Annotated in this window: 20 protein-coding genes; 8 read left to right on the top strand and 12 right to left on the bottom strand. The window is 63.1% G+C overall.

Annotated elements, in window-relative coordinates:
- Window positions 1-3: 3 nt before the first annotated feature.
- Window positions 4-921 carry a LysR family transcriptional regulator gene (locus GTP90_RS10335; protein ID WP_161083439.1) on the bottom strand — a complete coding sequence of 306 codons (918 nt, stop codon included), beginning with the start codon at window positions 919-921 and terminating at the stop codon, window positions 4-6.
- 104 nt (window positions 922-1,025) lie between these two features.
- Between GTP90_RS10335 and GTP90_RS10330 the strand changes: the two genes are divergently transcribed.
- Both GTP90_RS10330 and GTP90_RS10325 read left to right on the top strand, forming a co-directional pair.
- Window positions 1,026-1,889 carry an MBL fold metallo-hydrolase gene (locus GTP90_RS10330; protein ID WP_161083438.1) on the top strand — a complete coding sequence of 288 codons (864 nt, stop codon included), beginning with the start codon at window positions 1,026-1,028 and terminating at the stop codon, window positions 1,887-1,889.
- A gap of 65 nt (window positions 1,890-1,954) precedes the next feature.
- A complete protein-coding gene (locus GTP90_RS10325; RefSeq protein ID WP_161083437.1) occupies window positions 1,955-2,332 on the top strand; it encodes a BlaI/MecI/CopY family transcriptional regulator in 378 nt (125 codons plus the stop codon).
- Window positions 2,333-2,340: 8 nt separating this feature from the next.
- Here the strand turns inward: GTP90_RS10325 and GTP90_RS10320 are convergent, their stop codons facing one another.
- Together GTP90_RS10320 and GTP90_RS10315 are read right to left on the bottom strand one after the other, a co-directional pair.
- Entirely contained in the window at window positions 2,341-2,634 is a 294-nt protein-coding gene (locus GTP90_RS10320) for a type II toxin-antitoxin system RelE/ParE family toxin (RefSeq protein WP_161083436.1), read from the bottom strand.
- Window positions 2,622-2,915 carry a CopG family transcriptional regulator gene (locus GTP90_RS10315; protein WP_161083435.1) on the bottom strand — a complete coding sequence of 98 codons (294 nt, stop codon included), beginning with the start codon at window positions 2,913-2,915 and terminating at the stop codon, window positions 2,622-2,624. Before GTP90_RS10315 ends, GTP90_RS10320 begins: the two co-directional genes overlap by 13 nt.
- 142 nt (window positions 2,916-3,057) lie before the next feature.
- On the opposite strand from GTP90_RS10315, the gene GTP90_RS10310 reads away from it, so the two are divergent.
- The gene (locus GTP90_RS10310; RefSeq protein ID WP_161083434.1) at window positions 3,058-3,477 is read left to right on the top strand and encodes a hypothetical protein; all 420 of its coding nucleotides are present in this window, start codon (window positions 3,058-3,060) and stop codon (window positions 3,475-3,477) included.
- A gap of 21 nt (window positions 3,478-3,498) precedes the next feature.
- On the opposite strand, the gene GTP90_RS10305 is transcribed toward GTP90_RS10310, so the two are convergent.
- The 8 genes from GTP90_RS10305 to GTP90_RS10270 all read right to left on the bottom strand — a co-directional run bounded on the left by GTP90_RS10305 (window position 3,499) and on the right by GTP90_RS10270 (window position 12,440).
- A complete protein-coding gene (locus GTP90_RS10305) occupies window positions 3,499-6,249 on the bottom strand; it encodes a M16 family metallopeptidase (RefSeq protein WP_161083433.1) in 2,751 nt (916 codons plus the stop codon).
- A 157-nt stretch (window positions 6,250-6,406) separates the two neighbouring features.
- Window positions 6,407-7,708, bottom strand: coding sequence for a citrate synthase (gltA, locus tag GTP90_RS10300; RefSeq protein WP_070268581.1), 1,302 nt, complete (start codon window positions 7,706-7,708; stop codon window positions 6,407-6,409).
- A gap of 62 nt (window positions 7,709-7,770) precedes the next feature.
- A complete protein-coding gene (locus GTP90_RS10295; protein ID WP_161083432.1) occupies window positions 7,771-8,052 on the bottom strand; it encodes an FAD assembly factor SdhE in 282 nt (93 codons plus the stop codon).
- A gap of 58 nt (window positions 8,053-8,110) precedes the next feature.
- Window positions 8,111-8,821, bottom strand: a complete 711-nt coding sequence (locus GTP90_RS10290; RefSeq protein WP_090314620.1) for a succinate dehydrogenase iron-sulfur subunit — start codon at window positions 8,819-8,821, stop codon at window positions 8,111-8,113.
- A gap of 10 nt (window positions 8,822-8,831) precedes the next feature.
- On the bottom strand, window positions 8,832-10,610 hold the full coding sequence (gene sdhA, locus GTP90_RS10285) for a succinate dehydrogenase flavoprotein subunit (RefSeq protein WP_161083431.1): 1,779 nt from the start codon (window positions 10,608-10,610) through the stop codon (window positions 8,832-8,834).
- A 2-nt stretch (window positions 10,611-10,612) separates the two neighbouring features.
- On the bottom strand, window positions 10,613-10,978 hold the full coding sequence (gene sdhD, locus GTP90_RS10280; protein ID WP_161083430.1) for a succinate dehydrogenase, hydrophobic membrane anchor protein: 366 nt from the start codon (window positions 10,976-10,978) through the stop codon (window positions 10,613-10,615).
- Between the two features lies 1 nt (window position 10,979).
- Window positions 10,980-11,402, bottom strand: a complete 423-nt coding sequence (gene sdhC / locus GTP90_RS10275; RefSeq protein WP_161083429.1) for a succinate dehydrogenase, cytochrome b556 subunit — start codon at window positions 11,400-11,402, stop codon at window positions 10,980-10,982.
- Window positions 11,403-11,630: 228 nt separating this feature from the next.
- Entirely contained in the window at window positions 11,631-12,440 is an 810-nt protein-coding gene (locus tag GTP90_RS10270) for a GntR family transcriptional regulator (protein WP_161083428.1), read from the bottom strand.
- A 236-nt stretch (window positions 12,441-12,676) separates the two neighbouring features.
- On the opposite strand from GTP90_RS10270, the gene GTP90_RS10265 reads away from it, so the two are divergent.
- From GTP90_RS10265 to GTP90_RS10245, 5 genes are all read left to right on the top strand, one after another.
- Window positions 12,677-13,669, top strand: coding sequence for a malate dehydrogenase (locus GTP90_RS10265; protein WP_161083427.1), 993 nt, complete (start codon window positions 12,677-12,679; stop codon window positions 13,667-13,669).
- Window positions 13,670-13,771: 102 nt separating this feature from the next.
- Window positions 13,772-14,776: an HpcH/HpaI aldolase/citrate lyase family protein gene (locus GTP90_RS10260; protein WP_161083426.1), complete on the top strand. Its 1,005-nt coding sequence runs from the start codon at window positions 13,772-13,774 to the stop codon at window positions 14,774-14,776.
- The gene (locus GTP90_RS10255) at window positions 14,776-15,282 is read left to right on the top strand and encodes a hypothetical protein (protein WP_161083490.1); all 507 of its coding nucleotides are present in this window, start codon (window positions 14,776-14,778) and stop codon (window positions 15,280-15,282) included. The genes GTP90_RS10260 and GTP90_RS10255 overlap by 1 nt, the downstream gene beginning before the upstream one ends.
- Before the next feature lie 98 nt (window positions 15,283-15,380).
- Window positions 15,381-18,089 (top strand): aconitate hydratase AcnA, encoded by a 2,709-nt coding sequence (gene acnA, locus GTP90_RS10250; RefSeq protein WP_161083425.1) that lies wholly within the window; start codon window positions 15,381-15,383, stop codon window positions 18,087-18,089.
- A 144-nt stretch (window positions 18,090-18,233) separates the two neighbouring features.
- The gene (locus tag GTP90_RS10245) at window positions 18,234-19,502 is read left to right on the top strand and encodes a DUF2863 family protein (RefSeq protein WP_161083424.1); all 1,269 of its coding nucleotides are present in this window, start codon (window positions 18,234-18,236) and stop codon (window positions 19,500-19,502) included.
- A 26-nt stretch (window positions 19,503-19,528) separates the two neighbouring features.
- On the opposite strand, the gene GTP90_RS10240 is transcribed toward GTP90_RS10245, so the two are convergent.
- Window positions 19,529-19,816, bottom strand: a complete 288-nt coding sequence (locus GTP90_RS10240) for a hypothetical protein (protein WP_161083423.1) — start codon at window positions 19,814-19,816, stop codon at window positions 19,529-19,531.
- Between the last annotated feature and the right edge of the window lie 2 nt (window positions 19,817-19,818).

Genomic DNA, 19,818 nt, shown 5'->3' with positions numbered 1-19,818 from the left:
CGTTCAGCGCGGCGCCGTGTGCGCCAGCCAGGCCGGGTCGCCGGCGAACCAGTCCAGCAGGAAGTCCAGCATGGCCCGCAGCGCGGGCGACATGTGCTGGCGCGAAGTGTAGATGCCGTAGATGCCCATCTGCTGCGGCACAAAGTCCGGCAGCAGCGCCACCAGCCGGCCGTCGGCGATCAGCGGCGCCGCGCTGTACAGCGGCTGCAGCGCGACGCCGGCGCCCTCCTCCGCCGCCTTCAGCAAAATCAGGTCCTCATTGGCCGACAGATTGCCGCTGACCGGCACCGAGACCGCCTCACCGTCGCGATCCGTGAACTGCCACAGGCTCTTGCCGAAGTAGGTGTAGGTCAGGCAGTTATGCCGCGCCAGGTCCTCGGCCAGCAACGGCGTGCCGCGTTCGGCCAGGTAGGACGGCGCCGCACAGACCACCGAATCGCACTGCCCCAGCTGGCGCGCGATCAGATTGGGCTCCAGCGCGTTGGTGATGCGCAGCGCCAGGTCGATGCGCTGTTCGACCAGGTTGACGGCGCGGTTGTTCATCTGCAGGTCGACCGCCGTGCGCGGATAGCGCCTCAGGAAAGCGGTGACGGCGATCGCCAACGCCGCCTGCGCCAGCGACTGCGAAGAGGTGATGCGCAGCAGGCCCTGCGGCGTATCGGCGTCGGCGCCGCTTGCCACCTCCATCGCCTCGGCCAGTTCCAGCATGCGGCGGCAGCGCGCCAGCGTGACGTCGCCGGCATCGGTCAGGCTTAGCCGGCGCGTGCTCCGGTGCAGCAGCCGCGCGCCGGCCCACTCCTCCATCTCGGCCAGATAACGCGTCACCATGGCGCGCGACATGTCCAGTGCCTCGGCCGCCGCGATCATGCTGCCGCGCTCGGCGATGCTGACGAAAACTTGTGCCGCAGTGATCCTGTCCATCGATTCATCCGATTCATGCAATTAATAGGTGCAGATTACCCTATTTTTCTCTCGGATAAAGAAATTTAAGATGGCGTCATTCCAACTCCACACGAAAGACCATCATGATCAAGCAAAGCCTGTTGTCCGCCGCCCTCGCCGCCACCGTAGCTGGCGCCACCGCCGCGCCGCTAAAACTGGATGTGTTCAATCCGGGCGAGGCCGCCATCTTCCCGGTCGCCTCGGTGATCGTCAGCGGCGCCAAGGATGCGGTCCTGATCGATGCCCAGTTCTCGCGCGGCGAAGCGCTCAAGCTGGTCGAGCAGATCCGCGCCACCGGCAAGCACCTGACCACCGTGTACGTCAGCCACAGCGACCCGGACTTCTACTTCGGCCTGGACGTGATCCACGCCGCCTTCCCTGATGCGAAAATCGTCGCCACGCCGCAAACCATCGCCGGCATCGAGAAGAAGAAGGATGCCAAGGTCGCATTCTGGGGCCCGATCCTGAAGGACAACGCGCCGCAAAGCATCATCGTTCCGCAACCGCTGAATGGCGACACCATCAAGCTGGAAGGCCAGACACTGAAGATCGAAGGCCTGAAAGGCCCGACGCCGGACCGCAGCTACGTGTGGATTCCATCGATCAAGGCGGTGGCGGGCGGCGTGGTGCTGTTCAACGACCTGCACGTGTGGACCGCCGATACGCAAACGCCCGAGTCGCGCAAGCAATGGCTGGCAACGCTGGACGGCGTGGCCGCGCTGAAGCCGGCCACCGTCGTGCCGGGCCACTTCAAGGTCGGCGCGGCGCTGACGCCGGACAGCATCGCCTACACCCGCGACTACCTGGTGCGCTTCGAAGCCGAAACCGCCAAGGCCGCCAACTCGGCCGCGCTGATCGCCCGCATGAAGGAGCTGTATCCTGGCGCCGGCCTGAACGCCGCGCTGGACACCAGCGCCAAGGTCGCCAAGGGCGAGATGAAGTGGTAAGCCGGTAGAACTGGACAAATGCATCTAGATATTTTATTCTAGATGCATCGTCCCGGAGTTCCATCATGAGCACAGCCCCACCGAAGCCCACCCCGTCCGAACTGGAAATGCTGCGCCTGCTATGGCAAAGCGGACCGGCGACCGCCAGGCAGGTGCACGAGGCGGCGGTGGCAACGCGGCCCGACATGAACTACGCCACGGTGCTGCGGCTGCTGCAGGTCATGCACACCAAAGGCCTGCTGACGCGCGATGAAAGCCAGCGCGCGCATGTGTATGCGCCGGCGCAGGAGCAGGATTCGCTGCAGACCAATCTGCTGAAGGAGCTGATCCAGAAAGCCTTCTCCGGCTCCGGCAAGGCGCTGGTGCTGGCCGCGCTGCGCGGCGGCCATGTCAGCAAAAAAGAGCGTGAAGAAATCCAGGCGCTGCTGGATCAGGAAAAATAACGGCAGGCCTAACGATTTACCTGCCGTTGGTGGAGAACTGCGAGAATCACGACGTCGTCTTTCTCCAGCACATAGTGCAAGACATATCCGCTACGACGGCCAAACGGCAGCAACAATTCCTTGCGTGGTGGCCGCTGCCCAAAGACAGGACGCCCTAGTTGCGGCTGGCTTTCCAGTAGCTTCGCCCCGCCATGAATCGCCTTGAGCGCCCGCTTGGCAAGCGCTTTATCCCGTGCTGCCAGGAAGTGGTAGGCGCGCTCCAGATCCAGCTTCGCCTCCTGAGTCCATATCAAGTGTGGCATGCTGGCGGCTCAGCATCATCGTTACCGGCATCCAGCTCGGCGATCCAATCACCGATTTCATCATTCGTGACATGCAGGCCCGTGCGCTTGTAGTGGTTCCAGGCATCGGTACCGTCCCTTAACATTGCCCGATAACCCTCGCCATGGTCCAGGTAAAAACGAATCGCGTTTTTTATGGCCTCATCCTGACTAATGCCTTCCGCCTCAGCCACTCGCGCCAGCTCCAGCAAGCTGGCGCCATCCATTTCCACCGCGATACTCGCCGACTTTAAGGTATCCATCGCCATCTCCTCCATGCATCGAGATGTTACCTTAGCATAGACCTTCGGGCACCATTCAATCCGCATCAAACACCGCTGTCCGCCGTGACGATTGCGACAAGTTCAACTACAATGAGGCCCCATTCAATAGAGTCCCCCCCCGATGATCAGCCGCTTCAATCAATGGCCCGGGCGCCCTCACCCCGTCATCGCCGTCATGCTCGCGCTGGCGATTTGCGCCGTGCCTATCCTGCTGCCGCATTTCCGCCTGCAAGATCTGATGGCCAATCTGTTCGCCTATTTCGCCTGCTGCATCGTGGTGTATCCGGTCGCGGCGCTGCTGCGGCGTCGGGTCACCAGCTTGCCGTCGATCTGGGGCATCGCCATGGTGCTCCTGTTCGGCGCGTGCCTGTATCACACCAACATCGTCGCGGAAACCGCCACGCTGCCTTGGCCGCAGCGCCAGCCGGTCGTCATCGACAAGTTCCTGTTCAACCTGCCGCAGGTGACGCTGGGCGTGATCGCCTGGTGGCTGCTGGTGGTGCGGCCCGACCGGCGCAGCCCTCCATCCGCAACGGACTGAGGCCGCGCCGCCAGGCACGCATTACTTCAGCGGCTGGCCGTTGGCGTCAAGCTTGATGACTTCGCCCCAGCCCAGCTCGCGCACACCCGCCTCGATCTTGCGCACGTCGCCCACCACCAGCCAGACCAGCTGCTCCGGATGGATGTACTTCGGCGCCGTCTCGTTCAACTGGGCCGGCGTCAGCGCGCCGATGCGGCTGGCGTAGCTGGTCCAGTAGTCGTCCGGCAGGCGCAGGTTCACGCTCTGCAGGGCCGCCGATTCCAGCGCGGCGATGGGCTCGAAGCGCGCCGCCAGGCGCGAGCTCATGTTGCGCATGATGCTGGCGTATTCGTCGCCGGCCAACGGACGCTCGCCCGCCGCGCCCTTGATCTCCTTCGCCACTTCCAGCATCGCCTCCCTGGTCTTGTCGGTCTGCACCGGCGCCATCACCGTGAAGGCGCGCTGGCCGCGCACATTGGTCAGGAACGCCGAGGTGCCGTAGCTCCAGTGCTTGTCCAGCCGCAGATTGCGGTTCAGTCGCGAGGTGCTCATGCCGCCGAAGTTCTGCATCACCGGCTCCATCGCCAGCTCGTCCGGCTGGCCGTGCGGCTGCGACACATGCGCCGCCATGATCATCGATTGCGGCGCGTCCGGACGGTCGATCAGGTACACGCGCCCGCCCTGCGTGGCCGGCGCCGCGACCACCGCCTTGGCCGGCGCGCTGCCCGCCGCCCATTTGCCGAACGACGATTCCAGCATCGGCATCAGCTTGTCCATGGTGGTATCGCCGGTGACGACCAGCGTCGCGCTGCCCGGCTTGAACCAGTCGCGGTGCCAGTTCACCAGGTCGTCGCGGGTCAGCGCCTCCACCGTCTTGTCGTCGCCGCTGGCCGGCTTGCCGTAGGCGCTGTCGGCGCCGTACAGCAGGCCGCTCATCACACGTTGCGCGCTGCCGCCAGGCGAGGACTTCTCCTGCGCGATCTGGGCGATGCGGCGCTGCTTCTGCAGCTTGAACTGCTCGGCCGGGAAGCTGGCGTTCAGCACCGCGTCGGCCATCAGGCCGAGCGAGGCGCCAAGGTTGGCGGCGGTCGATTGCAGCCGCACCAGCGACTGGTCGGCCTGCGTGGCGGTGTTCAGCTGCGCGCCCTGCGATTCCAGCGCGTTCGACAACTGGAACGCGTCGCGGGTCCGGGTGCCCTTGTCGAGCAACTCCAGCGCCAGCGAGGCCAGGCCGGACTTGGCCGCGCTGTCGCTGGCCACGCCGGCGTCGACCGCCAGCGCGGCATTGACGATCGGCGCGCCGTGGCGTTCGATCAGCAGCACGTTCAGGCCGTTGGCCAGGCGCGCGCGCTGCATCGGCGGGAAACTGACCGCAGGCGGCTCGCCCAGCGCCGGCAGCGCCTTGCGGTCGATCGTGGTCTTGCCGGCGGCCAGTTTAGGGAAAGGCTTGACCACCATCGTGTAGTGGTGCGCGCCACGCAGCCACTTGTTGGCGGTCGCCTTGACGTCGGCCGGGCTAGCGGCCTGCGCGCGCAGGTCGTCCAGGTAGGCGTCCGGCGAGCCGCCGAACATCATGCTCTCGGCCAGCAGGCCGCTGCGGCCGCCACCACCGCCCAGCCTTTCGAGCTCGCGCGCGGCTCCGGCGAAGGCCGTGGTGCGCACGCGCGCCAGCTCTTCCTCGGTCGGGCCTTGCGCCAGCAGCTCATTCGTCACCGCATCGATTTCGCGCTCGACCACGGCGACCTCCACGCCCGGCTTCAGCGTGGCGCGGATGTCGAAGGTGCCGGCCAGTTCGTTGCCGTCGGCGCGGGCGCTGACACTGGTCGCCAGCGCCTTGTCGTACACCAGGCGCTTGGTCAAGCGCGCGCTCTTGGAACCGGTCAGCACCTCGGCCAGCATGCCCAGGCGCTGGATCTCGGGATCGCCCCAAGCCGGCGCGTGATAGCTGCGCGTGACGCGCACCTGCGCCACCTGGTCCTCCATCTCGTCGCGGATGTCACGGTCCAGCGCGGGTATCCAGGCCTGGCTACGCACCAGCGGCGGGCCCGGCGGGATGCCGTCGAAGTACTTCTTCACCATCGCCAGCGCCTGCTCCGGCTTGATGTCGCCGGCCAGCACCAGCACCGCGTTGTTCGGGCCGTAGTAGGTGCGGTACCACTCCTTGATGTCGTCCAGGCTGGCCGCGTTCAGGTCTTCCATGTAGCCGATCACCGGCCACGAGTACGGATGCGAGGCCGGGTACATGCGCTGCACCTGCTCGGTGTGCGCGCGGCCGTAGGGCTGGTTCTCGCCCTGGCGCTTCTCGTTCTGCACCACGCCGCGCTCGCGCTCCAGCATGGCCTGGTTGATGTAGTTGCCAAGGAAGCCCATGCGGTCGGCCTCCAGGTACAGCGTGCGCTCCAGCGCCGACACCGGCACATCCTCATAGAAGTTGGTGCGGTCGTTGCTGGTGGTGCCGTTGCGGCTGCTGGCGCCCAGGTCGTCCATCGCCTCGCGGAAGCCATGCGGATAGTTTTCCGAACCGTTGAAGAAGAAGTGTTCGAACAGGTGGGCGAAGCCGGTCTTGCCGCGCTTCTCGTTGCGCGAACCGACGTGGTACCAGACGTTGACGCTGACCAGCGGCACGCTGTGGTCTTCATGCACGATCAGCGTCAGGCCGTTCTGCAGCGTGAACTTCTGGTAAGGCACCGTGTAGGGCTTGAGGTCGACAACGGTGGACTTGGGCGCGGCCGGCGCGGCAACTGCCGGGGCGAAGGCGGAAGCCACCAGGGCGGCAACCAGGGTAAGACGCATGACGCTGTTCATGGGATTTGACAGTGAGGGATGGGATGGCAATCCTACAATGTTTCCCCAGCAACTCCAAGCGCAAAAAAAAAGCCCGCCGGCCCGAACGCGACCAGGGTCGCGCTCGGTGCCGGCGGGCTTTGCGTGTACCGCGCCTCAGCGAAGATTAACGCTGGTCCAGCGGCTTGACTTCGCGGGTGGTCGAACCGACGAACAGCTGGCGTGGACGGCCGATTTTCTGTTCTGGATCGGCGATCATTTCGTTCCACTGGGCGATCCAGCCGATGGTGCGGGCCATGGCGAAGATACCGGTGAACAGCGACACAGGAATACCCAGCGCCGATTGCACGATGCCCGAGTAGAAGTCGACGTTCGGGTACAGCTTGCGCGAAACGAAGTATTCGTCGTTCAGTGCAATCTTTTCCAGTTCCATCGCCAGCTTGAACAGTGGGTCGTCTTGCAGGCCCAGTTCGTTCAGCACTTCGTAGCAGGTTTCGCGCATCAGTTTGGCACGCGGGTCGAAGTTCTTGTACACGCGGTGACCGAAGCCCATCAGCTTGACGCCGGAGTTCTTGTCTTTCACCTGGGCGATGAAGGCAGGAATGTTCTCGACGGTGCCGATTTCCTTCAGCATGTTCAGTGCCGCTTCGTTGGCGCCGCCGTGGGCAGGACCCCACAGGCAGGCGATACCGGCAGCGATACAGGCGAACGGATTGGCGCCCGACGAACCGGCCAGACGCACGGTCGAGGTCGATGCGTTCTGCTCGTGGTCCGCGTGCAGGATCAGGATGCGGTCCAGCGCGCGCACCAGCACGTCGTTGACCTTGTATTCTTCGCATGGATTGCCGAACATCATGCGCATGAAGTTGGCGCTGTACGACAGGTCGTTGCGTGGGTACACGAACGGCTGGCCGATCGAGTATTTGTACGCCATCGCCACCAGGGTAGGCATCTTGGCGATCAGGCGGATGGCCGACACTTCACGGTGCTTGGCATCGTTGATGTCCAGCGAGTCGTGGTAGAACGAGGCCAGCGCGCCGACGGTGCCGACCAGCACCGACATCGGGTGCGCGTCGCGACGGAAACCGCGGAAGAAGAATTGCATCTGCTCGTGAACCATGGTGTGCTTGGTCACGGTTTCGACGAACTTCTCTTTTTCAACCTTGTTCGGCAGTTCGCCGTTCAGCAGCAGGTAGCACGATTCCATGAAGTCGGCGTTCACGGCCAGCTGTTCGATCGGGTAGCCGCGGTACAGCAGCTCGCCCTTGTCGCCGTCAATGTAGGTGATCGACGAGTTGCATGCCGCGGTCGACATGAAGCCTGGATCGTAGGTGAACTTGCCGGTGCCGGCGTACAGTTTGCGGATGTCGATCACGTCAGGACCGACGGTGCCTTTGTAGATCGGGAATTCTACCGACGGGCTGCCATCGGAAAACGACAGGGTGGCTTTGTTATCAGAGGTGTTCATGGACTCTTCCTTCTTGGAGAGATGCGACAAATAAAAAAAACGAAACTTTTCTGGGTGTCTCTTTATGCCAGGCGCAGCCGCTGCAGCAGTGCGCGCACGTGCGGCAGATCAACTTCGCCCTCCGGCTCCTTGCGGGCCAGTACCAGATCCATCAGGGCATTGTCCGACAAATCGAGGAGCCGCGTGAACGCGTCCACTTCCTCGTCGGTCAATTCGGTTTCATGCGCATCGAGAAAACGGGTCAGGATAATGTCGTTTTCCAGCAGGCCCCGGCGGGAACGCCACCGCAGGCGCGCTCGGTTGGCGGGGTCGGCCTGATGCGCTGAGCTGTTCGGTTCAGTCATATGGATGTGCTACTTTATATGAAAACGGGCGACGAGGCCGCCGCCCGTGCGGTGCCGCTTAGATCGCGCGGCGGACCATCAATTCCTTGATCTTGCCGATCGCCTTGTTCGGGTTCAAACCTTTAGGGCAAACGTCGACGCAGTTCATGATCGAGTGGCAGCGGAACAGGCGGTACGGATCTTCCAGGTTGTCCAGGCGCGCGCCGGTGGCTTCGTCGCGCGAGTCGGCGATGAAGCGGTAGGCTTGCAGCAGGCCGGCAGGACCGACGAACTTGTCCGGATTCCACCAGAACGATGGGCACGACGTCGAGCAGCAGGCGCACAGGATGCACTCGTACAGGCCGTCGAGCTCTTCGCGCTCGGTCGGCGATTGCAGGCGTTCTTTTTCAGGACGGATGGAATCGTTGATCAGGTAAGGCTTGATCGAATCGTACTGCTTGAAGAACTGGGTCATGTCGACGATCAGGTCGCGGATCACCGGCAGGCCTGGCAGCGGACGCAGCACGATAGGCTCGGTCAGCTCGTTCAGGTTGGTGGTGCAGGCCAGGCCGTTCTTGCCGTTGATGTTCATCGCGTCCGAACCGCACACGCCTTCGCGGCACGAGCGGCGCAGGGCCAGCGAGTCGTCGACGTCGGACTTGATGCGCTGCAGTGCGTCGAGCAGCATCTTGTCGGTGTCCTTCAGCTCGACCGTCACGTCCTGCATGTACGGCTTGGCGTCCTGGTCGGGATCGTAACGGTAAATTTTCAGTTTGAGAGTGCGTGCCATGTTCTAGCCCTTAGAAAGTACGTGGTTTCGGTTTGAAGGTATCAACCGTCAATGGCTTGGTAACGACCGCTTTGTAATCGAGTCGGTTGCCTTCCGAGTACCACAGGGTGTGCTTCATCCAGTTGTCGTCGTCGCGCTGCGGATAATCGTTGTGGGCGTGGGCGCCGCGCGATTCCTTGCGGGCCACGGCCGACGTGATCGTCGCTTTCGCGGTTTCGATCAGGTTGTCCAGCTCCAGCGCTTCGACGCGCGCGGTGTTGAACACCTTGGACTTGTCCTTGAACGAGACGTGCTTGCGGCGCTCGTCGAGCACCATGATTTCCTTGGCGCCCTGGGTCATCATCTCTTCGGTACGGAACACGCCGCAGTACTTCTGCATCGTGGCGCGGATGTCGTTGGCGACGCCCTGCACTTTTTCCGAGCCGGTCGAGGTTTCCAGGCGGTTCAGGCGGTCCATGGCGAAATCGGCGGCGTCCTTCGGCAGCGGCTTGTTCTCTTTCTGCTTCAGGTTCGAGGCCACCACGTGGTTGCCGGCCGCGCGGCCGAACACCACCAGGTCCAGCAGCGAGTTGGTGCCCAGGCGGTTGGCGCCGTGCACCGAGACGCAGGCGCATTCGCCGATCGCGTACAGGCCGTTGACGACCTTCTGCGTGCCGTCGCCGTTAGGCGTGACGACCTGGCCGTGGATGTTGGTCGGAATACCGCCCATCTGGTAGTGGATGGTCGGCACGACAGGGATCGGTTCCTTGGTGGCGTCGACGTTGGCGAACTTGTGGCCGATTTCCAGGATCGACGGCAGGCGCTTCTGGATGGTGTCGGCGCCGATGTGGCGCAGGTCCAACATCACGTGGTCCTTGTTCGGACCGCAGCCGCGGCCTTCCTTGATCTCCTGGTCCATCGAGCGGGACACGAAGTCGCGCGGCGCCAGGTCCTTCAGCGTCGGCGCGTAGCGTTCCATGAAGCGCTCGCCTTCGGAGTTGATCAGGATACCGCCCTCGCCGCGCACACCTTCGGTGATCAGCACGCCGGCGCCGGCCACGCCGGTCGGGTGGAACTGCCAGAATTCCATGTCCTGCAGCGGCAGGCCGGCGCGTGCCGCCATGCCCATGCCGTCGCCGGTGTTGATGAAGGCGTTGGTGGAAGCTGCGAAGATGCGGCCCGCGCCGCCGGTGGCGAAGATGGTGGTCTTCGCTTCCAGGATCATCGTTTCGCCGGTTTCCATTTCCAGGGCCACCACGCCAACCACGTCGCCTTCGGCGTCGCGGATGATGTCGAGGGCCATCCACTCGACGAAGAAGTGGGTGCGGGCGCGGACGTTGCGCTGGTACAGCGTGTGCAGCAGGGCGTGGCCGGTGCGGTCGGCCGCGGCGCAGGCGCGCTGCACGGCTTTCTCGCCGAAGTTGGCGGTGTGGCCGCCGAACGGACGCTGGTAGATGGTGCCGTCAGGATTGCGGTCGAACGGCATGCCGAAGTGTTCCAGCTCGTAGACGACCTTCGGTGCTTCGCGGCACATGAACTCGATGGCGTCCTGGTCGCCCAGGTAGTCGCCGCCCTTGACGGTGTCGAACATGTGCCAGAACCAGTTGTCCTCGGCCATGTTGCCCAGCGAGGCGCCGATGCCGCCCTGCGCCGCCACGGTGTGCGAGCGGGTCGGGAAGACCTTGGACAGCACCGCCACGTTCAGGCCGGCTTCAGCCAGTTGCAGGGATGCGCGCATGCCGGAGCCGCCGGCGCCGACGATTACCGCGTCAAAGCGGCGGGTAGGGATTGCAGATTTGATAGCTGCCACGATTACACACTCCAGAGTATCTGTACCGACCAGGCGGCACAAGCGACCAACCACAGGATGGTGGCGATTTGCAGGGTCAGGCGAAGGCCGACGGCTTTGACGTAGTCCATCCAGATGTCACGCACGCCAACCCAGGCGTGGAAGAACAGGCCGAACAGGGTGACGGCGCTGATCAGCTTGAACCATTGCTGGGCGAACAAGCCGGCCCAGCCTTCATACGTGAAGTTCTGGCCGGTCAGGAAGGAAATCAGCAGGATGGCGGTGTACAGCACCATCATGATGGCGGTCACGCGTTGTGCCAGCCAGTCGCGCATGCCGTAGCCGGCGCCGACGACCAGGCGTTTAGGTCCGATGTTATTGTTTGCCATCTCAGAAAACTCCAAACAGTTTGAGGGCGACGACCACGGTCAGCGACAGGCTGACGATCAGCACGCCGGCCGACGATTTGCGGGCCGAATCCTTGTCCAGGCCGATGTGGGCATCCATCACCAGGTGGCGTACGCCAGCGCAGAAGTGATGCATATAACCCCAGACCAGGGCCAGGATGATCAGTTTGACCAGCGGATAGGACACAATCCCCTGGTAGTAGGCGAAGGAGATCTCGGAGCGCAAGCTCTGCTCCAGCAGATAAAGCACGAAAGGCAGCAACGCAAACATCATGAAGCCGCTGATGCGGTGCAGGATGGAGACGAGGGCAGCCAAAGGCATGCGGTAGTTGGACAATTCGGTAACATGAATGTTACGGAACTCCGGCCGTTCTTTTTTTGGGGCTTCCCTTACGGCTTCTGACATAACAAGACCTCCTAAGCTTAAACAAAAATATCGAGACTGCGATTTTCGCCGATTTTCGCACTCATAACCAATATCTATTGTTACATATAACCAAAATAGTGTTTGGCAACACTATGCGACGGCTACTTTCCGTAGCTCAACGTATTATCAGCGCAACAATGCTACCGGGGTGTGACGGCGCCCTGTTTTCGCTGCCTGAAGCGGCTTTTTCTGTGCTTCAGGGTCTCCCTAATTCAATTCATTGTGATAGTGATGGCGCTCCGTGGAGTACAGGCCGCGGCGCAGTTCCACCGCCTTGTCGCCATACGTGAATGACACACGCTCGGACGCCAGCAACGGCGTCTCGGCGGGAATATGCAGCAATTGGGCGTCCTCGGCGCCGGCGCAGACGGCGCGGATCTTTTCCGTCGCGCGTATCATGCGGGTGCCGAACTCGGACTCGAACAGGCCGTACATCGGCCCCTTGTACTCGACCAGGCGCTCGGCGGTCAGGCCCTTGAAGGTCACGCCGGGCAGCCACAGCTCCTCGACGATGGTCGGCACGCCGTCGAACGATTGCACGCGCTTGATGAAGATGACGGCGTCGCCGGACTTCAGGTCCAGCAGGCGCGCCACGTCGGCCGGCGCGCGCATGCGCTTGACTTCAATGAATTTGCTTTCAGGGTAGTGCGGCACGCCTTCGTCGGGCATCAGGCGCAGGAAGCGGAAATGCGCGCGCGCCTCGTGGTGGGTGGACACGAAGGTGCCCTTGCCCTGCTTGCGCATCACCAGGTTCTCGGCCGCCAGTTCGTCGATGGCCTTGCGCACCGTGCCCTGGCTGACCTTGAAGCGGTTGGCCAGCTCCACTTCGCTGGGGATCAACTCGCCCGGCTTCCACTCGCCCGATTGCAGGCTTTGCGTGATGAGCGCCTTGATTTGCTGGTACAGTGGGGAGAAAGTCGGCGACGGCGCGGCCGCAGCGCCCGCGGACGCCCCGGCAACCCCGCCGGTGCTGGCGGCAGTGGAATTACTGTTCGGATTGGGCGGGACGGAATTCATAGACCAAGATTTCACCACAAATGCCCGGTGCCGTCCAGCAAAAACAAGCAATAACTTATCTGTCTTATATAAGACATAAGATAGGATTGACAGATACCTGCCACACGCCTACACTCCCCGGCGAGACGCTTGCGCTGACGCATATAAGCACTCGATTTGCAGTATGATTACGATTTTCCCGGACCGGCACCGGTCCAGCTTAGAGAACGTTTTACTTCCCACTTTGGAGATTCATCATGGCTAAAACCCCAATGCGTGTTGCTGTCACCGGCGCCGCCGGTCAAATCGGTTACGCTCTGCTGTTCCGCATCGCCAATGGCGACATGCTGGGCAAGGACCAACCAGTCATTCTGCAACTGCTGGAAATCGCCGACGAAAAAGCCCAGAAAGCCCTGAAGGGCGTCATGATGGAAATCGACGACTGCGCGTTCCCGCTGCTGACCGAGATGACCGCCCACTCCGACCCGATGACCGCCTTCAAGGATGTCGACGTCGCCGTGCTGGTTGGCGCCCGTCCACGCGGCCCAGGCATGGAACGCAAGGACCTGCTGGAAGCGAACGCCCAGATCTTCACCGTGCAAGGCAAGGCGCTGGATGCCGTCGCATCGCGCAACGTCAAGGTCCTGGTGGTCGGCAACCCAGCCAACACCAACGCCTACATCGCCATGAAATCGGCGCCATCGCTGCCGGCCAAGAACTTCACCGCCATGCTGCGCCTGGACCACAACCGCGCGCTGTCGCAAGTGGCCGCCAAGACCGGCACCGCCGTCAAGGACATCGAGAAGCTGTGCGTATGGGGCAACCACTCGCCTACCATGTACGCCGACTACCGTTTCGCCACCGTCAACGGCAAGGCTGTCAAGGAACTGATCAACGACCAGGAATGGAACGCCAACGTGTTCCTGCCAACCGTCGGCAAACGCGGCGCGGCGATCATCGAAGCGCGCGGCCTGTCGTCGGCAGCGTCGGCAGCCAACGCAGCGATCGACCACGTGCATGACTGGGTACTGGGCACCGCCGGCAAGTGGACCACTATGGGCGTTCCTTCGGATGGTTCGTACGGCATCCCTGAAGGCACCATGTTCGGCTTCCCAGTGACCACCGAAAACGGCGAATACAAAATCGTCCAGGGCCTGGAAATCGACGCCTTCTCGCAAGAGCGCATCAACATCACCCTGAAAGAACTGACCGAAGAGCGCGAAGGCGTCAAGCACCTGCTGCCGGCCTAAGTTCCGACACCACCGCACGTGGAACCGGTTAATCCACCGATCCGCCGCACCCGCCGCGCTGCCGAGAGCAGCGCGGCGTCCGTTCCTACTGACCTATCCCGCATGCACCCATCCGAGGTTTTATTCCAGGGCAATCGCCAGCCGCTGCTGCTGCCGGCCTGCGACCATTACGCCGGCTCCGAAAAGCTGATGCGCAAATCGATCGCCCTGCAACAAGAGCTTGGCCCCCTGTTCGACATCACCCTCGATTGCGAAGACGGCGCCAGCGCCGGCAACGAGGAAGCGCACGCCCGCCTGGTGGCGGCGCTGCTGCTGTCGGACGAGAACAAATTCAACCGCATCGGCGCCCGCGTGCACGATGTCGCCAGCCCGTTCTTCGCGCAGGACGTCGCCATCATCTGCGCCGCCGCGCCGCGCCTGGCCTACCTGGTGCTGCCCAAGGTGCACAGCGCCAAGGAGGTGGCCGCCGCCATCAAGCTGATCAACACCCACGCCGCCAAGGCCGGCCGCAAGGACCTGCCGGTGCACGTGCTGATCGAGACCCACGGCGCGCTGCGCGAGGCCCACGACATTGCCGCCCTGCCCCAGGTGCAGTGCCTGTCGTTCGGCATCATGGATTTCGTCTCGTCGCACTACGGCGCGATCCCGGCCAACGCGATGCGCACGCCGGGCCAGTTCACCCACCCGCTGGTGGTGCGCGCCAAGCTGGAGATCGCCGCCGCCTGCCACGCGCACGGCAAGGTGCCGTCGCATAACGTGACCACCGAGATCAAGGACACGGCGGTCGCCGCCAACGATGCCCAGCGCGCCGCCGCCGAATTCGGCTACACGCGCATGTGGAGCATCCACCCGAACCAGATCAAACCAATTATCAAGACCTTCACGCCGCGCCTGTCCGAGGTCAGCGAGGCGGCCGCCATCCTGCTTGAGGCTGAGGCGGCTCAATGGGGGCCAATTTCCCAAAACGGGCGCTTGCATGACCGTGCAAGCTACAGATACTATTGGACCGTTTTACAGCGCGCCAAGCTGGCCGGGCTGAGCTTGCCCGAGTCCGCCGTCGCGCTGATCAACGGCAGCCCCACCGACCCCACACTGGAAACACCATGATGTCCATCTCCAAACTCCTTATGGCATGCAGCTTCGCGCTGGCTTCCCTGACCCTGGCCACCGGCGCGCAAGCGCAGAACGCCGCCCCCGCCAAGAAATCCGTCAAGAAGGCGGGCAAATCCAAGGCCGCCGCCAAGCCGGCCGAGGCCAAGACGCCCGACGAGGACGCCGACGAGCCGGCCGTGGCCGATGCCGCGGTGACCGACTTCGACTGCGAACTGGGCAACAAGATCACGATCTACGCCAACGCCAACGACGAGTCGCACATCGCGCTGCGCTGGAAGAAGCGCCTGCACCGCCTGACCCGCGTAGGCACCACCACCGGCGCCCAGCGCTTTGAAAACAAATTGTACGGCCTGGTCTGGATCGGTATTCCGGCCAAGGCCATGCTGCTGGACTCCAAGCAGAACCGCCAGCTGGCCAATGAGTGCCGCAACGCCGAACAGCTGAAGCCGGTCACCACCAGCGCGACGGAGCCGGCCAGCACCAAGGTCACGATTCAATAACAGGTTTCGATAACACGTTCCAAAAGGGGCGCGCCGGCACGGGCGCCAGCACCACGGTTTTAACTTCAATAATAGACGATACCCACGAAGGAGAGGTCATGTCCCGCAACACTCTGAACACGCTTAAGGATTTCAACATTTCCGGCAAAAAGGGCAAGTTCTACTCGCTGCCAGCCCTGGAAAAGAGCCTGGGCGCCAAAATCTCCCGCCTGCCGGTATCGATCCGCGTTGTGCTGGAATCCGTGCTGCGTAACTGCGACGGCAAGAAAGTCACCGAAGAACACGTCAAGCAGCTGGCCAACTGGGGCGCGACCGCCGACCGTACCGACGAGATCCCGTTCGTGGTCGCCCGCGTGGTGCTGCAGGACTTCACCGGTGTGCCGCTGCTGGCCGACCTGGCCGCGATGCGCAACGTCGCCTACAAGATGGGTGTGAACGCCAAGAAGATCGAGCCGCTGGTGCCTGTGGACCTGGTGGTCGACCACTCGGTCACCATCGACCACTTCCGCGAAAAGGGCGCGCTGGACCTGAACATGAAGCTGGAATTCTCGCGCAACAACGAGCGCTACCAGTTCATGAAGTGGGGCATGCAAGCCTTCGACACCTTCGGCGTCGTGCCACCTGGCTTCGGCATCGTCCACCAGGTCAACCTGGAATACCTGGCGCGCGGCGTGCACAAGACCGCCGACGGCGTGTACTACCCTGACACCCTGGTGGGCACCGACTCGCACACCACCATGATCAACGGCATCGGCGTGGTCGGCTGGGGCGTGGGCGGCATCGAGGCGGAAGCCGGCATGCTGGGCCAGCCAGTGTACTTCCTGACCCCGGACGTGATCGGCGTGAACCTGACCGGCGTGCTGCGCGAAGGCTGCACCGCGACCGACCTGGTGCTGACCATCACCGAACTGCTGCGCAAGGAAAAAGTCGTCGGCAAGTTCGTCGAGTTCTTCGGCGAAGGCACCGAGACGCTGTCGCTGACCGACCGCGCCACCATCGCCAACATGGCGCCTGAATACGGCGCGACCATGGGCTTCTTCCCGGTGGACGACGCTACCGTCGAATACTTCGAAGGCACCGGCCGCACCAAGGATGAAATCGCAGCGTTCGCCGCCTACTTCAAGGCCCAGGGCCTGTACGGCGTGCCGAAAGCCGGCGAGATCGACTACACCCGCGTGGTGGAACTGAACCTGACCTCGGTCACGCCTTCGCTGGCTGGTCCCAAGCGTCCACAGGACCGTATCGAAATCGGCAACGTGAAGAACAACTTCACCGAACTGTTCTCGAAACCGACCACCGAAAACGGCTTCAACAAAAAAGCCGACGACCTGAACAAGACCTACACCACCACCAACGGCGTGAACGTGAAGAACGGCGACGTGCTGATCGCCGCGATCACCTCGTGCACCAACACCTCGAACCCGAGCGTGCTGCTGGCCGCCGGCCTGCTGGCCAAGAAGGCGGTCGAAGCCGGCCTGACCGTCGCTCCGCACATCAAGACCTCGCTGGCGCCTGGCTCCCGCGTGGTGACCGAGTACCTGACCGCCGCCGGCCTGCTGCCATACCTGGAGCAACTGGGCTTCGGCGTGACCGCCTACGGTTGCACCACCTGCATCGGTAACGCCGGCGACCTGACCCCGGAACTGAACGCCGCCATCGCCGCCAACGACATCGTCGCTTCGGCCGTGCTGTCCGGTAACCGTAACTTCGAAGCGCGTATTCACCCGAACATCCGCTCGAACTTCCTGGCATCGCCACCGCTGGTCGTGGCCTACGCCATCGCCGGCAACATGACCGTCGACCTGATGACCCAGCCGGTTGGCAAGGGCAAAAATGGCAAGGACGTGTACCTGGGCGACATCTGGCCGACCTCGAAAGAGATCGCCAAGCTGATGAAGTTCGCGATGAACTCGAAAGTGTTCAAGTCGAACTACGCCGACGTCAAGGGCAACCCGGGCAAGCTGTGGGAACACGTGTCGTCGACCGAAGGCAATGTGTACAACTGGCCAGCGTCGACCTACATCGCCGAGCCACCGTTCTTCGACGGCTTCGAGATGACCCCGAAAGCGGCCGCCACCGGCATCACCGGCGCGCGCGCACTGGGCGTGTTCGGCGACTCGATCACCACCGACCACATCTCCCCTGCCGGCTCCATCAAGGAAGACGGTCCAGCGGGCAAATGGCTGCTGGCCAACGGCGTGCAGAAGGCGGACTTCAACTCCTACGGCTCGCGCCGCGGCAACCACGAGATCATGATGCGCGGCACCTTCGCCAACGTGCGTATCAAGAACAAGATGATCCCTGCCAAGGCGGACGGTTCGGCGGTTGAAGGCGGCATCACGATTCACCAGCCATCGGGCGAACAGCTGTCGATCTACGACGCGGCGATGAAGTATGTGGCCGAAGGCACGCCAACCATGGTGTTCGGCGGCGAAGAGTACGGCACCGGCTCGTCGCGCGACTGGGCAGCCAAGGGCACCCAGCTGCTGGGCGTGAAGGCTGTGATCGTGCGTTCGTTCGAACGTATCCACCGCTCGAACCTGGTGGGCATGGGCGTGCTGCCGCTGCAATTCATCGGCAACGACAGCGTTGAATCGCTGGGCATCACCGGCAAGGAAGTCTACGACCTGAAGGGTCTGGAAGGCGAGATCAAGCCACAGCAACTGGCTACCCTGGTCATCCACCGCGAAGGCAAGCCGGCACAGGAAGTGAAAGTGCTGCTGCGTATCGACACCCCGATCGAAGTCGACTACTACAAGCATGGCGGCATCCTGCCGTTCGTGCTGCGCCAGCTGCTGGCCGCTTAATCCCGTAGTTGTTTCATCAGGAACGCCGGCTAGTCCGGCGTTTTTTTATGCACGTTTGCCGAATCAACTACAATACGGTTCATAAGGGTTATCATCTGCATGACTGATCCGCTTTATCCACTTTTATGAGACTCTTATTGCGCTATGCGTCGTCCAAACAAAGATTCATCCCATAAGTTGTCTGCCGAGAGCCAACGCCTCGTCACCTATGCCCTCGCAGTCGGGCAGGCGGCCAGCCGTATCGAAGAGCGGGCCTGGGAACACAGCCTCGATGCGCAGCTCCAGAAACTCCTCAAGTCCGGCCACCAGGACACCATCGATTCAACCTTGAACAGCCTGTTCAAGGAAGACCTGAACGCGTACGACGTGTTGATGGATGGCGTGGAAGCGGCCAGCGAATCGGGCACCATTACGGTGGAAACCGACGGCGTCGCCAAGCAGTACGACGTGCTGCTGGTGGCCGCGCCCATCCTGGCCTGGACCCGCTTCGCCATCGCCTCGGGCGCCATCCCGCCCGACCTGCTGACCACGCTGTCGGCGCACTTCTCGGCCCACCTGCTGGCCGACGGCACGCGCATGGCGATGTCGCCGACGCTGTTCTCGATCGACCAGCTGCCGCGCAGCCATGTCGAGACCTACGGCAAGGTGCACAAGCTGGCCCAGGCCGCGCTCAAGGGCACGGCGCTCAAGGCCGACACCAAGGTGCCGGAGACCGCGCCCTTCCTGGCCGACACCCGCTACCTGATGGTGGCCGTGGTGGCGCCGGCCGGCGGCCCGCTGTTCCGCTGGCAGATGCCGGCCAACCAGGCCAACTTCGTGGCCGAGCGCACCAACGCGCTGGAGCAGTGGCGCGCGCAGGTCACGCCAACCATCAACCGCCTGCTGCCGGGTTGCGGCGTCGAGCTGCTGCTGCCGGAGGCCTACTACATGGCCTGCCGCGAGGCGGACAAGCTGATCCGCCCGGTGTCGATCCGCGCGGCCGTGCACTACCTGACGCACACGCTGGCGGTCGAGCCGTCCGAACTGCGCGCGGTGATCGCCGGCTTCGGCGAGGAAAACTCCGACGGTCAGATCGACGAGTACCGCGTGGCCTTCACGCAGCGTTCGTCGCCGGACGTGATCTACGGTGTGGTGTGGCCGCTGTACGGGCAGGAGGACGAGGAAGGCACGCCGCCGGAAGGTCCGCTGCAAGGCGGTCCGGGCGGCATCCTGCAGAAGCCGGTGACGCCGGTGGAAGAGATCGTCAGCCACCTGAACGCGGCCGGCATCACGCAGATCAAGAAGCATAGCGAGCGCTATGTGGCCGAGTTCTGCGACGACTGCGGCGCGCCGCTGTTCGCCGACCCGGTCGGCGAGCTGGCCCACGCGGAAATGCCCGAGGACGCGCCCACCGGCACCGAGCACTTCCACTAAGCACAACGCCCTCGATGAGGGCGTTGTTATTTGGGGGATGGCGGCGACAGGTAGATGACGATGGGCTGCGCTGGCGGCGCGGCCGCCTGCACTGTCGCAGGCTGGACTTGCGGCTTCAATATCTGGCTCAGTGTAATACCTAGTCCGCCAAAGCCGATAAACAGACCAATCAAACTAGCAACCATCCACTTGTGCGTATCGGCCGACATCTTGTGCATTTCGGCACGCAAAGCCTCGATGTCCGCCTTCGTCGCTAACGTCGGCAGGATGGCATTGTAGTGCGCCTCAAGCGCGGCAAACCGCTCGTTGTCCATCC

Origin of the sequence: Duganella vulcania, from assembly GCF_009857655.1 — a bacterium.
Classification (GTDB): Bacteria; Pseudomonadota; Gammaproteobacteria; order Burkholderiales; family Burkholderiaceae_D; genus Rugamonas; species Rugamonas vulcania.
Note: the sequence above shows the minus strand (reverse complement) of the source record. Positions and strands in the feature narration are given on the sequence as shown.